General features: G+C 35.4%; 9 protein-coding genes. All 9 read right to left on the bottom strand.

Annotated elements, in window-relative coordinates; genetic code table 11:
- Positions 1–2: 2 nt before the first annotated feature.
- The gene (locus R2782_RS05910) at positions 3–1,184 is read right to left on the bottom strand and encodes an acetyl-CoA C-acyltransferase (RefSeq protein WP_371267152.1); all 1,182 of its coding nucleotides are present in this window, start codon (positions 1,182–1,184) and stop codon (positions 3–5) included.
- A 54-nt stretch (positions 1,185–1,238) separates the two neighbouring features.
- Positions 1,239–1,595 (bottom strand): four helix bundle protein, encoded by a 357-nt coding sequence (locus R2782_RS05905; protein WP_371267151.1) that lies wholly within the window; start codon positions 1,593–1,595, stop codon positions 1,239–1,241.
- A 47-nt stretch (positions 1,596–1,642) separates the two neighbouring features.
- Entirely contained in the window at positions 1,643–4,033 is a 2,391-nt protein-coding gene (locus R2782_RS05900; protein WP_371267150.1) for a 3-hydroxyacyl-CoA dehydrogenase NAD-binding domain-containing protein, read from the bottom strand.
- Between the two features lie 234 nt (positions 4,034–4,267).
- Positions 4,268–4,699 (bottom strand): MarR family winged helix-turn-helix transcriptional regulator, encoded by a 432-nt coding sequence (locus tag R2782_RS05895; RefSeq protein ID WP_371267149.1) that lies wholly within the window; start codon positions 4,697–4,699, stop codon positions 4,268–4,270.
- Between the two features lie 146 nt (positions 4,700–4,845).
- Positions 4,846–6,624 (bottom strand): long-chain fatty acid--CoA ligase, encoded by a 1,779-nt coding sequence (locus R2782_RS05890; RefSeq protein ID WP_371267148.1) that lies wholly within the window; start codon positions 6,622–6,624, stop codon positions 4,846–4,848.
- Between the two features lie 135 nt (positions 6,625–6,759).
- Positions 6,760–8,082, bottom strand: a complete 1,323-nt coding sequence (locus R2782_RS05885) for an LTA synthase family protein (protein ID WP_371267147.1) — start codon at positions 8,080–8,082, stop codon at positions 6,760–6,762.
- A 698-nt stretch (positions 8,083–8,780) separates the two neighbouring features.
- Entirely contained in the window at positions 8,781–12,434 is a 3,654-nt protein-coding gene (gene purL, locus R2782_RS05880; RefSeq protein ID WP_371267146.1) for a phosphoribosylformylglycinamidine synthase, read from the bottom strand.
- 134 nt (positions 12,435–12,568) lie between these two features.
- The gene (locus R2782_RS05875) at positions 12,569–13,210 is read right to left on the bottom strand and encodes a DUF1579 domain-containing protein (RefSeq protein ID WP_371267145.1); all 642 of its coding nucleotides are present in this window, start codon (positions 13,208–13,210) and stop codon (positions 12,569–12,571) included.
- Between the two features lie 48 nt (positions 13,211–13,258).
- Positions 13,259–14,824 carry a hypothetical protein gene (locus R2782_RS05870; RefSeq protein WP_371267144.1) on the bottom strand — a complete coding sequence of 522 codons (1,566 nt, stop codon included), beginning with the start codon at positions 14,822–14,824 and terminating at the stop codon, positions 13,259–13,261.
- Positions 14,825–14,867: the final 43 nt, after the last annotated feature.

Raw genomic sequence — 14,867 nt, 5'->3', positions numbered from 1 at the left:
ATTTAAAGCAATTCAAAAATTCCCGCACTTCCTTGACCCGTTCCCACACACATACTTACCATTCCGTATTTACTGCCACGCAAACGCATCTCATCAAACAATTGAACCGATAATTTTGCACCTGTACAACCAAGTGGATGGCCTAATGCAATTGCACCACCGTTTACGTTTACTATATCCGGATTTAAACCTAACTCACGAACAACAGCTAAAGATTGTGATGCAAAAGCTTCGTTTAATTCAATTAAATCTATATCATTCAATGTTAAACCGGCTTGTTTTAAGGCTTTTGGAATAGCTTTCACCGGACCGATTCCCATGATTCTGGGTTCTACTCCGGCTGATGCGAAGTTGACTAAACGGGCAATAGGTTTAATGCCTAATTCATTTACCAATTCTTCACTCATGATTAATACGAAAGCGGCACCATCACTCATTTGCGATGAATTTCCGGCGGTTACAGATCCATCGGCAGCAAATACAGGTTTTAATTTGCTTAATGCTTCTTTATTCGTGTCCGCTCGTGGTCCTTCGTCTTTGGTAACGGTATAGGATTTGGTTTCTTTTTTTCCGTTTTCATTCAAAAAGGTTTGCTCAACCGTAATTGGAACGATTTGTTTGTCAAATTTTCCTTCTGCCTGAGCTTTTAAAGCTTTTTGGTGGGAATGATAGGCAAACTCATCTTGGTCTTCACGCGACACGTTGAATTGTTTGGCTACTGCTTCTGCCGTTAAACCCATTCCCCAGTAATAATCTTCATTTCCATTTGCCGCAACAGCATAATCCGGAGTAGGTTTGTAGCCACCCATTGGAATAAAACTCATGCTTTCGGCTCCACCGGCAATGATGCAATCGGCCATTCCGGATTGAATTTTAGCCGTAGCCATTCCAATAGTTTCTAAGCCGGAAGCACAATAACGATTCACGGTTACACCCGGAACATCGGTCACTTTTAATCCCATCAAAGAAATTAAGCGACCTACGTTTAAACCTTGTTCGGCTTCGGGCATAGCGTTACCCACCATCACGTCGTCGATGCGTTTTTTGTCGAAATCGGGTAATTCGTTCATCATGAACTGAATAGTTTCTGCTGCCAATTCATCAGGTCTTTTGAAACGGAATACTCCTTTTGGGGCTTTACCAACTGCGGTACGAAATCCTGATACTATATATGCTGTTTTCATGTTTTTGGTATTAAGATGGGAATATTAAGTATTAAGACTTTAACTCCTAATTAATTATGTTGTTTGTAATGTTTTTTGAAAGGAAAAGTTCATATTTGAAACTTCAACTAACTGGTTAATGATGGGTTGAACTATTTCTTCATTTATGAGTTTTAGTCTCTTGGCTAATATTAATTGTGTTATTAATTCAAAAGTTGATCCATTTGCTATTCCTAAAAATTGAATAAATTCTTTATTGTGATTTCTTCCTGAGCCTTCAGCAATGTTTGATGGTATAGAAACTGCACATTTTTTAATTTGATGTATTAAGTTAAATTTTTCATCATTTGGAAGCAATAAAGAAATCTCATAAACTTCAACAGCAATATCCATTGCTTTTTGCCATATTTTAAGTTTTTCAAAATTGTGCATATATGTAGTCTTTTTCTGTCTTAATACTTAATACTTCCGTCTTAATACTAATTTCTCAACGGTTTCCCTTTAGTCAACATAAATTGAATACGCTCCAATGTTTTGCGTTCCGTACAAAGCGATAAAAATGCTTCACGTTCAATATCCAACAGATACTGCTCACTCACTAATGTTGGTTCTGATAAATCACCACCAGCCATTACATACGCTAATTTGTTGGCAATTTTTCTATCGTGTTCCGAAATGTATTTCCCGGCTTGCATTTGGTCGGTTCCCACTAAGAACATTCCCAACGCTTGTTTTCCTAACACTTTAATGTCTTTGCGTTGAATTGGTTGAGTGTAGCCTTGTTCTGCCATTTGCAATGCAATTTGTTTGGCTACTGCAATTTGTCTGTCACGATTGACCACCACAATATCTTTTCCTTGTTGAAGAATGCCGAAATTAAAAGCTTCGTAAGCGGAAGTCGCTACTTTTGCCATACCAATGGTTAAGAAATATTCTTGCAATACATTCAATTCCACATCATTTTTACGGAATAAATCAGCAGCACGAACGGTCATTTCTTTAGAACCACCTCCACCTGGAATTACTCCAACTCCAAATTCAACTAGACCAATGTAAGTTTCTGCAGCAGCCACAACGCGGTCGGCATGCATAGTCATTTCGCAACCACCACCAAGTGTCATGCCATGTGGAGCAACAACAACGGGAATAGAGGAGTAGCGGCAACGCATCATTGTATTTTGAAAATGCTTGATAGCCATGTTTAATTCATCATATTCTTGTTCAACAGCCATCATAAAGATCATTCCGATGTTGGCACCCACGGAGAAATTTGCTCCTTGGTTTCCAATAACTAATCCATTGTATTCTTTTTCCGCTAAATCGATGGCTTTATTGATGCCTTGTAAAACGCCACCACCAATGGTATTCATTTTTGAATGGAATTCTAAATTCAAAATACCGTCACCTAAATGATGAATCGTGGCATCTGAATTAGCCCACACTTTTTGGCTTTCTCTGATGTTGTCTAAAATGATGAATGCATCTTGACCCGGAACTTTTTCTTGCGATTTTGTTGGGATGTTGTAAAAATAAGTGGCTCCATTTTTTACGGTGTAGAAAGAAGCGTTTTCAGATTTCACCATTTCAGTGACCCAAGCGGCCGGTTCATAGCCTTCTGTACGCATCATTTCAATTCCTTTTGCAACACCAATGCTATCCCAAATTTCAAACGGACCATTTTCCCATCCGAAGCCGGCTTTCATAGCGTCATCAATTTTGTATAATTCATCAGATATTTCAGGAATTCTGTTTGAACAATAGGAAAACATGGCGGCAAAATTCTTTCTATAAAAATCTCCTGCTTTGTCTTTTCCTTTTATCAAAACACGAAAACGATCAATCGGTTTGTCGATAGTTTTCGTTAATTCTAAAGTAGCAAAAGAAGCTTTTTTATTTGGGCGGTATTCCATCGTATCCAAATCTAACGACAAAATATCCTTATCTACTTTTTTATAAAATCCTTGTTTGGTTTTGCTTCCCAACCATTTGTTCTCCATCATTTTATCAATGAAAGTAGGGAGCTTAAACAAGTTGTGAGCTTCATCATTCGGGCAGTTTTGGTAAATTCCGTTTGCCACGTGAACCAAGGTATCTAAACCAACCACATCGACTGTTCTAAACGTTGCCGATTTTGGACGACCAATTACCGGTCCGGTTAATTTATCTACTTCTTCAATGGTTAGACCCATTTCTTTCACTTGGTGAAACAAACTCATTATACCAAAAATTCCAATTCGGTTACCGATGAAGGCCGGAGTATCTTTGGCAACGACCGACGTTTTTCCTAAAAATTGAGAACCGTAATTGGTTAAGAAATCTAAAACCGACTGACTCGTTTTTGGTCCCGGAATGATTTCGAATAGTTTTAAGTATCGAGCCGGGTTGAAGAAATGCGTTCCACAAAAATGCTGTTGAAAATCCTCTGATCTTCCTTCGCTCATAAATTGAATCGGAATTCCGGAAGTGTTGGAAGTGACCAAAGTTCCCGGTTTTCTGTATTTATCCACTTGTTCGAAAACGAGTTTTTTGATGTCTAAACGTTCCACTACTACTTCGATTACCCAATCAACTGAAGCGATTTTAGACATATCATCCGTCGTATTACCCGTAGTGATTCGGTTGGCGAATTTTTGACTGTAAATAGGCGAGGGGTTTGACTTTAGAGCGTTCGTTAAACTGTCATTTACGATGCGATTACGAACTACTTTACTTTCTAAAGTGAGTCCTTTTTTCTCTTCCGCCTCAGTTAATGCATTGGGAATAATGTCTAACAAAAGTACTTCCACGCCAATGTTGGCAAAATGACACGCAATACCGGAGCCCATGATTCCGGAACCGATGACAGCCACTTTTTTAATTGTTCTTTTCATTATTTATTTCTTATTGCGGGTTAGAATTTCAGCTGGTTTTTGTTTGTTTTATTTTTTTAAGTTAACAGTTCACCTATCATCCAATAGAACACGGATTAGTTGGATTAAATGGATTTTCGCTGATTTTTTTTATTTGCTTGGCGCAAAAGGATTTGAATGGATTCATTATGGCTTATAATTTTATCATTACTTCACTGAAAACTGATACTGCGACTGAATACTCCCAACTTCCATCTAAAAAATCTTCTTCTCATTAATCAAATCTGTAATTACTTCTGCAACTTCCATAAAGTTTTTTAATTGCTCTTCTGAAATGTTATCTCTGATTACCTCGTTGAATTTTAAAACGGTATTCCGTGATAATTCTCTTTTTTCTTTGCCTAATTCTGTTAGGTAAATTAACACTCCTCGACCATCTTCGGGATTTTTTTTGCGGACGATTAACCCTTTTTCTTCTAGTGTTTTTAAAGTCCTTGTCAAGCTAGTTGCTTCCATTCCCATCCGGTTACTAATGTAGGAGGAAGGAGTTCCTTCATCTTTATCAATGCTTAACAATGCAAATCCGATAGCCATAGAGCCATCGAATTTAGATGCCTCTTCATTATACATCCGGGCTACTGTTTGCCAAGTTGCTCGTAGAATATAATCTATTGTTTTATATTTCATTTTTTACGAAAACGTTTTCAAATATACTAAAATTTATTATGCACGCATAGTATTTTTTAAAATTTAACATTTTTATATTCACTTTTTTTTATCAAAATTTAAAATGTTTAAGGCAAAAAAAACTCTCCGATAGGAGAGTTGAGCGATTATGTTGATTTATAAATTTTATCATAAAGATGTTTGTATTTTTCACGAACAATCTTTCGTTTCAATTTCATTGTTGGTGTTAAATGTCCACCATCAATGGACCATACATCCGGAGTTAATTCAAAACGTTTGATTTTTTCCCAATTACCGAATTTTTCATTGGCTTCATCCACTTCTTCTTGAAAGCGTTCAATTACTTTTTGATTTGCTACTAAACCTTCATTAGATTCTGGGATAGATATATGGTGTCTTTTTGCCCATTCTCGCACAAAATCAAAATTTGGTTGAATAAGAGCAGCGGGCATTTTCTCCCCTTCTCCTATCACCATTACCTGTTCGATAAAAAAAGATTGTTTTAATCGATTTTCTATTAATTGTGGAGCGATATATTTTCCACCGGAAGTTTTAAACATTTCTTTTTTGCGATCAGTAATGCGAAGAAAACCATCACTATCAAATTCACCGATATCACCGGTGTGAAAGTAACCGTTTTTGATTACTTCGTTTGTAAGTGTTTCGTCTTTATAATAACCCATCATTACATTAGGACCTTTGCATAGCAGTTCTCCGTCTTCAGCAATTTTCACTTCAACTCCTTTAATGAGTTTACCTACAGTACCAATTCTAAATAACCCATTTCGCATATCGTTTACAGAAATTACAGGCGAAGTTTCTGTTAAGCCGTAACCTTCCATAACGGGTATTCCGGCAGCAGCAAAAACTCTAGCTAATCTTGGCTGTAAAGCAGCACTTCCGGAGACCATAACATTTAATTCTCCTCCAAGTGCCTCTTTCCATTTACTAAATATTAATTTTCGGGCAATTCCTAATTGTTTTTCATACCACCAACCGTTTTGGCCGTAGGGTTTGTATCGTAATCCCAGATTAATTGCCCAAAAGAAGAGCATTTTTTTAATTCCAGACAACTCAGCTCCTTTACTGTAAATTTTATCATACACTTTTTCCAATAACCGAGGAACAACTGTCATTACATTTGGATGGACTTCTTTTAAGTTATCGGTTAGTTTATCAATACTTTCAGCAAAATAAATTGATACGGAGTAATATTGATAGATGTATAAAATCAATCTTTCAAAAATATGGCAAACGGGTAAAAAGCTTAAGGCACGACTAGTACCTTCTGCAAATGGAATTCTCGGTGCACTATCCAGAACATTAGAAACAATGTTATTGTGAGAAAGCATTACACCTTTTGGTCTTCCCGTAGTTCCGGAGGTGTAAATAATTGTGGCTAATTCATCCGGTTTAACATTGTTTTTTCTGTCTTCCACTACATCCTGATTGGAAGTGTCTGCACCTAAAATTAGTAATTCTTTCCAATTTTTACACGTTGCAATTTCATCAAAAGAAAAAATATCTTTTAGCGAAGGGACATTGATTTTAATTGCAATTAATTTATCATACACTTCTTGGTCTGAAACGATACAATAACTGGATTCCGAATGATTTAATATATATTCATAATCTTCAGAAGCTATAGTAGGATAAATAGGAACGGTTTGAGCTCCTACTTGAAGCGAACCAATATCTATGATATTCCATTCTGTTCTATTTGTAGAAGAAATGATTGCAATTTTATCATTTTTTTGCACACCCATTCGAATAAACGCTCTCGAAATAGCATTTGCTTTATCTAAGTATTCTTGTGTAGAAGTTTTGATCCATTCTCCTTTATACTTAGTAACCAAACAATCCGGAATGTTGTTTTTTTCTAATTGATAGTACGGAAAATCAAAAAGTCGAGTTATTGAAATCATTTCTATAGTTTTTACGCAAATTAGAGAAAAAACAATCATTTTCAAATCATTTTCATAAAAAAAGGAGTTGAATTTTATCAACTCCCTGATTTCAAGAAATAAAAGAATAAAATTGACAATTAATTTTTTTAAAATTTAGCGTAATTTTTTTTTAGACCTGTAAGTTCTTGTTTTGTAAAGATTCTCAGCTACAACCAAATGAGCTAAAGCATCTTTTGATAGTTCTATATCTATTTTTGTTGGTTTAAGGATACTATCGTTTATTACCTTAAATTGCCTTGGCTTAGATTTGGGCTGTAGGACTACAACATTATCTTCAACCCGAAAAGCAAAATTATCATGGAATTGCATTATACTTCTCCCTTTAGTTTCAGCATTAATTTCGAAGATACTTCTTCCAATCATTGGTGTTTCGGCTTTTATTCCGCTATAACTCAAAATAGTAGGCGGTATATCAATTTGACTAGATTGTAAGTTGAAAGTCATCCCTTTTGGTACATTCGGACCAATGATTAAAGCCGGAATCCTGAATTTTTTTACAGGTACTAAATACTTTCCGTAAGTTCTAGTATTGTGGTCAGCGATAATTACAAAAATAGTATTTTTAAAATAGTCTTCTTTTTTAGCTAATTTAAAAAATTTACCAATACTAAAATCGGCATATTTAATAGCATTATTCACCGTGTTTTTATTTTTTTCATAAGGAATTATTCTTCCGTCAGGGTATTCAAAAGGCTCATGATTTGAAGTTGAAAAAAGCAATGAGAAGAAGGGTTTATCATTTAATGATTTAAAGTAGTGATTGGCTTTAGTTACCAAATCTTCATCACTGTATCCCCAAGTTCCTTTTAAAGCATAGTGTTGATTATCTTTATCAAAATCTGTTTCGTCAATAATAGTTCTAAATCCATTTCCACTGAAAAAGGAAGCCATGTTATCAAAATTGGCCATTCCTCCATATATAAAACTAGTATCATATCCTTCTTCTTGAAAGGCTGATGCTAATGTGAAAAAATGGTCTTGTGCCTTACTTAATTTCACGACGCTTTCTGATGAGCTTGGCAAAAATCCGGAAATCACTGCTTCAATACCACGAACACTTCTTGTTCCTGTACAATATAAATTGGTGTACAGCAACCCTTCTTTAGTGAGTTTATCAAATTCCGGAGTTAGCGGTAATCCGCCCAAAGAGCCTACAAACTCTGCCCCCAGACTTTCTTCTAGAATGATGACAACATTGTATTTTTCGGATATACTGTCTGTTTTATTGCTGTGTAAAAAAGGAATACTATCAAAAGTAAACCCACTTTTTTTAGTAGTCATGTATTTTTTTACCCTATCATAGGCTTCATCAATTGCCATTTTTCCATATAATTTTGAAATATTAGTTTCATTTTTAATGGAATAAATTGCAAATCCAAGTGTGTATAAAGAGTTTAATCCCAATGAATTAGTCATTTGGTCGGTTGAGAAGACAGCATTGCTTAGGTTAATAGGACGTTTAGATGTTAAGCTTGAACGTGCCCCAAAAACCAATAGAAATAAAAATACCGGCATTACGATTAATCTATTCTTTAAAGATTTAGGCTCAATTTTAAAGAGAAGTTTACTTTTTTTTATGCCAAAGTAGCAAGCTATTACTAAGGTTATTATTGTTAACAGTAGTGACGGTAAGTAACTTTTTAATAATGTTCCTATTACTTCTCTAGGATAAATTAAATAGTCCAGAAAAATTCTATTTGGTCTAGTATCATATTGACTGATAAAATTGACAGAAGTTATTTCTGTTAGTAAAATTATCAGCAAAAAAAACAGGAAATAGAGATTGATTGGTTTTTGAATGATGTGTAGAAACTTTCTGGGGGTAAATGTTAAAAAAACAAACGGGAGAAAGGAAAGATAACTCAGAAGAATAATATCAAAACGTAGACCTATGGGAAAGATATACCAATAGTTCTCCGTTTGTATTACTCTATCAATAAAATAAATAAACAGAATAAATCTACTTAAAGAAGTAATTAATATACCTAAGCAAAAAAAAATTAGTAACGGTCTTAAATAGGTAATATTTCTCATTTCAGTATTTGTAAAGTCAAATGTACTTTTATAAATACCGAAATTGATTAACAGTAACTTAATACTTACTTAATATTTGCTTAATTTTTTTCAATCCATTTTCTAGCGTTCACAAATGCTTCTAACCAAGGTGAAACTTCATCGTTTTGGTTTTTAGGATAATGTGCCCAATTCCAAGGAAAAGTAGAACGTTCAATATGCGGCATCATCACCAGATGACGACCCGTTTTATCGCACATCATTGCTGTATTAAAATCGGAACCATTTGGGTTAGCGGGATAATTTTCATAACCGTATTTGGCTACAATATTATATTGACTCTCTTCATACGGTAATTTGAATTTTCCTTCGCCATGCGATATCCAAACACCTAAAGTTGTACCTGCTAGTGTGGAAAGCATCACCGAATTATTTTCTTGGATTTTTACTGAAGTAAATCCGCTTTCGTGTTTCTGACTATCGTTGTGTTGCATTTTTCCGTGAATTTCATGTTCCGGATTGATAAGCTCTAATTCCATAAACAACTGACAACCGTTGCAAATCCCTACCGATAGGGTGTCTTCTCTTTTAAAGAAATTATCCAATGCCGTTTTGGCTTTTTCATTGTATAAAAAGGCACCGGCCCAACCTTTGGCAGAACCCAATACATCTGAATTTGAAAAACCACCCACAGCACCAATAAACTGAATGTCTTCTAAGTTTTCACGACCCGAAATTAAATCGGTCATGTGCACATCCTTTACATCAAATCCGGCTAGATACATAGCGTTTGCCATTTCACGTTCCGAATTACTTCCTTTTTCACGAATTATTGCTGCTTTTGGTCTTGGTTTTGACGTATCAATCTCAGGTTTTTTACCCTTAAAATGAGATGGAAATTGATACTGTAACAGTTGATTTTTGTAATTCACAAAGCGAGCAGTCGCCTTACCGTTTTTGGTTTGTTTTTGATCTAATAAATAAGACGTTTTAAACCAAGTATCTCTATATTTTTCAATGTCTAACGAATAGTTTCCTATTACTAAATTATTCGAAGCGGTAACAATTCCTAATTTATAGAAAGTGATATTTTCTTCATTCAAAAACGATTCAAAAACATTATCATCATTCGCTTGAAGCACAATTCCTATATTTTCAGAGAATAAAATTTTCAATATATCTTTTTCTTCAAATGAGTCAAAATCAAGTTTCGCTCCCAAATGATTATCAGCAAAACACATTTCTAATAAAGTGGTAATTAAACCACCGCTTCCAATGTCATGTCCGGCAGCAATTTCGTCGTTTTTGATTAATTCCTGTATTACATTGAATGCTTTTTTGAAAAAAGCAGCATTTTTGATAGTTGGTGTTTCTTTTCCAATAACATTTCTAATTTGTGCAAAAGAAGAACCACCCAATTTGAACTCATCTTGCGATAAATTAATATAATAAACCGAACCGGCTGTTTTTTGAAAAACAGGTTCAACCACTTTTGTAATTTCATTACAATTTCCGGCAGCAGAAATAATAACCGTTCCCGGAGCAATGACCTCGGTATCGGCATATTTTTGCTTCATGGAAAGCGAATCTTTTCCGGTTGGAATATTGATTCCTAGTTCAATAGCGAATTCCGAACAGGCTTCAACCGCTTCATATAAACGAGCATCTTCGCCTTCATTTTTACAAGCCCACATCCAATTAGCAGAAAGCGAAACACTTTTTAAACCCTCTTTAAGCGGAGCAAAAACGATGTTGGATAAGGCTTCACCAATCGCATTTCGACTTCCGGCTTTAGGGTCGATTAACGCTGAAATAGGAGAGTGACCAATAGAAGTAGCAATTCCTTCTTTTCCTTTGTAATCTAACGCCATGACACCTACATTGTTTAATGGTAATTGTAATGGACCGGCACATTGTTGTTTGGCCACTTTTCCGCCAACACAACGATCAACTTTGTTGGTCAACCAATCTTTACAAGACACAGCTTCGAGTTGCAAAACTTGCTCTAAATAGGTTTCAAAATCGTTTTCTCTATAATTAATTTCAGTAAAATTACGTTCAACCGAAACATCTTTCATAATCATTTTGGGCGAACTTCCAAACATATCGGCCAATTCAAAATCCATCGGTTTAGCTCCGGTAGTTTTTGATTCGAATGTAAAACGATGATCGCCAGTCACTTCTCCTACTTGATACATAGGAGAACGTTCTCTTTCGGCAATGCGTTGCAAGGTTTCAATATCTTTTTGACCAATTACCAATCCCATTCGTTCCTGACTTTCGTTGCCAATGATTTCTTTAGCAGATAGCGTAGGGTCGCCCACAGGTAATTCATCCAAATCGATTAATCCACCGGTTGCTTCCACTAATTCTGATAAACAGTTTAAGTGTCCGCCCGCACCGTGATCATGAATGGAAACAATCGGATTTTCATCACTTTCCACCAAACCACGAATGGCATTGGCGGCTCTTTTTTGCATTTCAGGATTTGAACGTTGGATGGCATTTAATTCTATTCCAGATCCAAAAGCACCAGTATCGGCAGAGGAAACTGCTGCACCTCCCATTCCGATTCGGTAATTTTCACCCCCTAAAATCACAATCTGATCTCCGGTTTTGGGTTCGTGTTTTTGAGCTTGCTCTGCTTTACCATAACCTATTCCACCCGCCAACATGATTACTTTATCGAAACCTAATTTTCGAGCATCTTCCTCGTGTTCAAATGTCAAAACAGAGCCTGTAATTAAAGGTTGTCCGAATTTATTACCAAAATCAGAAGCACCGTTTGATGCTTTGATTAAAATATCCATTGGGGTTTGATACAACCATTTTCTTTCTTGCATGGCATTTTCCCAAGGACGATTTTCATCCAAACGCGAATAGGAAGTCATATAAACTGCTGTTCCTGCTAGTGGAAGCGAACCTTGTCCGCCCGCTAGTCGGTCTCTAATTTCTCCACCCGAACCAGTTGCCGCACCGTTAAAAGGTTCAACCGTTGTGGGGAAATTATGGGTTTCTGCTTTCAAAGAAATTACTGAATCGAAATCTTTCGTTTGATAATAATCTGGTTTATCGGCACTTTTGGGAGCAAACTGTTCCACTTTTGGTCCTTTAATAAAGGCTACATTGTCTTTGTATGCCGAAACAATATCGTTGGGGTTTTCGGCCGATGTTTTCTTGATTAATTTGAATAGGGAAGAAGGTTTTTCTTCTCCATCGATGACAAAAGTTCCGTTGAAAATTTTGTGACGACAATGTTCTGAATTCACTTGAGAGAAACCAAAAACTTCGGAATCCGTTAAATTGCGTTTCAATTTGATGGCCAATGTATTCAAATAATTAACTTCTTCCTCGCTCAAAGCCAAACCTTCTTGTTTGTTAAATTCCGCAATGTCTACAATTTCTTTGATGGGTTCCGGTTGAATTTTGATGGTGAAAATATCTTGATTCAACTCCGTATATTTTTGGAATAACATCGGATCAAAATCGGAATGATTGCTCTCTACTTTATAAAACTCTTCAATGCGAATGATACTTTTGATACCCATATTTTGAGTAATTTCAACAGCATTTGTACTCCAAGGTGTAATCATAGCAGCACGAGGACCAACAAAAAAATCCGTTATGACGGATTTTTCTATTTTACTTGTATTGCCAAAAAGCCAATTTAATTTTGCGATATCTTGAGCCGAAAGTTCGTTTTGCGATTGAACTGCAAAAATGGTGTTGCTTTCGTTTCCGAAGAAATGAATCATATGAATCGATTTGTGTTGTTGTGAGTGCAAATTTACGTCTAAAAAAAGTAGTTTCAAAGTATATTTTTTCACTAAGTTGTGAACAAAAAAAAGACTGTCAACAAGACAGCCTTTATGGTATAAATTATTTTTAATTATTTTTTTCTAGTCATAATAATTTCCATACTCTTGTATTCTTTTCCTGAGAAATCAATATCAAACATTTCCATTTTGCGTGTGTTGTCATCAATGATAGTGTAGGTTTCTCTTACCGCTTTATCTTTTTTTGTAACCGGGTCTACCGTAGTGCCCGAGAAATTAATTGTTTTTGTTGCTTCATCATATTTTCCGGACATTACCATAATACCTGTACTCATATTATCAATCCAAGTAGAAGTGTACATTTGAGAAGCTTGATTGTATGCCAGTGTACTTTTTCCTTCAAAAGGCATCCCCATAAATTCACCTTTGTGAATAGTTTCTTGGTAGCGATCTCCATAAATCATTTTAGAATCAGCAGTCATGGTATTCTTCATGGGCTCAGCACCCGGTTCCATCCACATTGTCATGTCCTCATTCCAAGCACCACTTTCCAATGCAAGCATTTTGTGCGGTTCTCCAGGTGTCATATAGTCTTCCCAAGCTTTCGCAATAGTGGCAGAATCAGGAATAGCTACTGGTGTTTCTTCTACCTTAACAGTGTCGGTAACTGTAGTTGTGTCTGTTTTAGTTTCTTCTTTTTTTGCACAAGAAACAAGCGAAATAATCACAACAAGAGATAAAAATTTTAGTTTCATAATTTTATTGTTTTGTTAGGTTGTTTATGTAAAATTATGAAAAATTTTTTAATCTTCTTCAAAAATTGAATAATTAAAAGCTCCGATATCGTAAGGACTAACTCTTTCATTTCCAAGAATATCTAATGTTGATTGAGCAAAGATTGGATTAGCTTGACCTCTAGCTGCAGAATCCTCACCAATGTTTAGTTTATTTTTGATTACATTTAAAAATTGTGGATTTGCAATCGAATTATTTGTAGCGATGATACAATTAATATAATGAGTAGTATCTGTTGTAAATTGATAAAGTTCATTAGTCGAATAAATATTATTGATGTTATTAAACTTAATCAAACAATGGTCAAATTTAAAATTAAAAGTTGGATGGTCTGCTTTATCAATGAACATTTGAATTTGATTTGAACCGTAAATAAGACAATTCGTAAAAGTAGCCTCTTCCATAGGTTGAACTTCAGGATTAGCTCCTTCAATATAATTATTCAAATAGACAGAAAGTTGTCTGGAACTTGCCCAATTGTTATTAAAAGTAGAATGATTAAAATTGTATTTTCCACCGTATGAACATGCTAAAGCAATCTCTCCGGCACTATTTATGACGACATTTTCTCCTGAAATATAAGCTGTTCTAGCTAAAATTCCATAGTTGGAATGATCGTAAAGTTGAACATTTCTAAGTTTCACATCAGCTTCAGGATTACTTAAACCTGTGTTTCCTTCCACTAAAAGACCAACTACACCGTTTTTAATCACACAGTTTGTAAATTCGTTGTTCTTACTGCCTTGTGTCAGCCATATAGTTCCCCATTGACCAGGTACATCTTCGTAAAGTGGTTCTAGACGGTCACCCTGAAAAACGACATGGTTTTCCAATGGATTTTCCGGATTGGTAGAAGGTAAACCGTTGACTTTAATACTACCTTCGTTACCAATTATTAAACCGGATTCGGCGTGGAAATGAATTTCAGCACCGGGTTCTACAATTAATGTTTTGTTAGCCGGAACCGCAGCATAGCCATAAATTACATAGGGTTTAGTGTTATTCCAAATATATTCGTTGCCGTTAATGGGATCGTTTTCATCTAAAATGAATCCATAAATTTCTTCATCACCAATGGGTAAGGTTTCTGTTGTTCCATCATCAAATCGCTGGGGATATAAAAAATAGGCATCTTGAATTAACGTGACTAATTCTACTTTTTGCTCTGTTGAACCTTGACCGAAAAGAATCTGGTCGGTGTATAAAAAATCGCTTGGGTTGGCTTCTGCAATATCTACCGTAGTTTCAATAAAAATATACATGCTGTCTTTGGCGAGCATTTCTACATTTTCAAAAATGCGATTGTTGCCTACCATTCCATCTACTGTCATGCGGTATTTTGAATCCAATCCTTTTCCTAGACGAATAGAGGGAATGCTAATGTCTTCATCAGAGCGGTTGTATACTTTTAAAGTGTAAGTGCTTGAGCCTATATTACTAAAAACAGTATCAAAATAAATGGTATCTCTCGAAAATTCCAATCCACCCGAACTGGGTTTAAACTCAAAATCATTTCGACAAGAAGTTAAAGAAATAGCAAAAATGATAAATGACAAAAAAAGTAAATTACGCATGAGTCAGATTTTCGGTAAATTTAACCATTAAATTGAAATTGCA

It is taken from the genome of Flavobacterium sp., assembly GCF_041392085.1.
In the GTDB taxonomy this organism is placed as follows: Bacteria; Bacteroidota; Bacteroidia; order Flavobacteriales; family Flavobacteriaceae; genus Flavobacterium.
The sequence above is the reverse complement of the archived record's forward strand: the minus strand, read 5'-3'. Positions and strand labels throughout refer to the sequence as shown.

Coding starts and splice junctions, on each gene's coding strand:
- R2782_RS05910 (WP_371267152.1), bottom strand. CDS start 1,184: ATGAAAACAGCATATATAGTATCAGGATTTCGTACCGCAGTTGGTAAA.
- R2782_RS05905 (WP_371267151.1), bottom strand. CDS start 1,595: ATGCACAATTTTGAAAAACTTAAAATATGGCAAAAAGCAATGGATATT.
- R2782_RS05900 (WP_371267150.1), bottom strand. CDS start 4,033: ATGAAAAGAACAATTAAAAAAGTGGCTGTCATCGGTTCCGGAATCATG.
- R2782_RS05895 (WP_371267149.1), bottom strand. CDS start 4,699: ATGAAATATAAAACAATAGATTATATTCTACGAGCAACTTGGCAAACA.
- R2782_RS05890 (WP_371267148.1), bottom strand. CDS start 6,624: ATGATTTCAATAACTCGACTTTTTGATTTTCCGTACTATCAATTAGAA.
- R2782_RS05885 (WP_371267147.1), bottom strand. CDS start 8,082: ATGACTAATTCATTGGGATTAAACTCTTTATACACACTTGGATTTGCA.
- purL (WP_371267146.1), bottom strand. CDS start 12,434: ATGATTCATTTCTTCGGAAACGAAAGCAACACCATTTTTGCAGTTCAA.
- R2782_RS05875 (WP_371267145.1), bottom strand. CDS start 13,210: ATGAAACTAAAATTTTTATCTCTTGTTGTGATTATTTCGCTTGTTTCT.
- R2782_RS05870 (WP_371267144.1), bottom strand. CDS start 14,824: ATGCGTAATTTACTTTTTTTGTCATTTATCATTTTTGCTATTTCTTTA.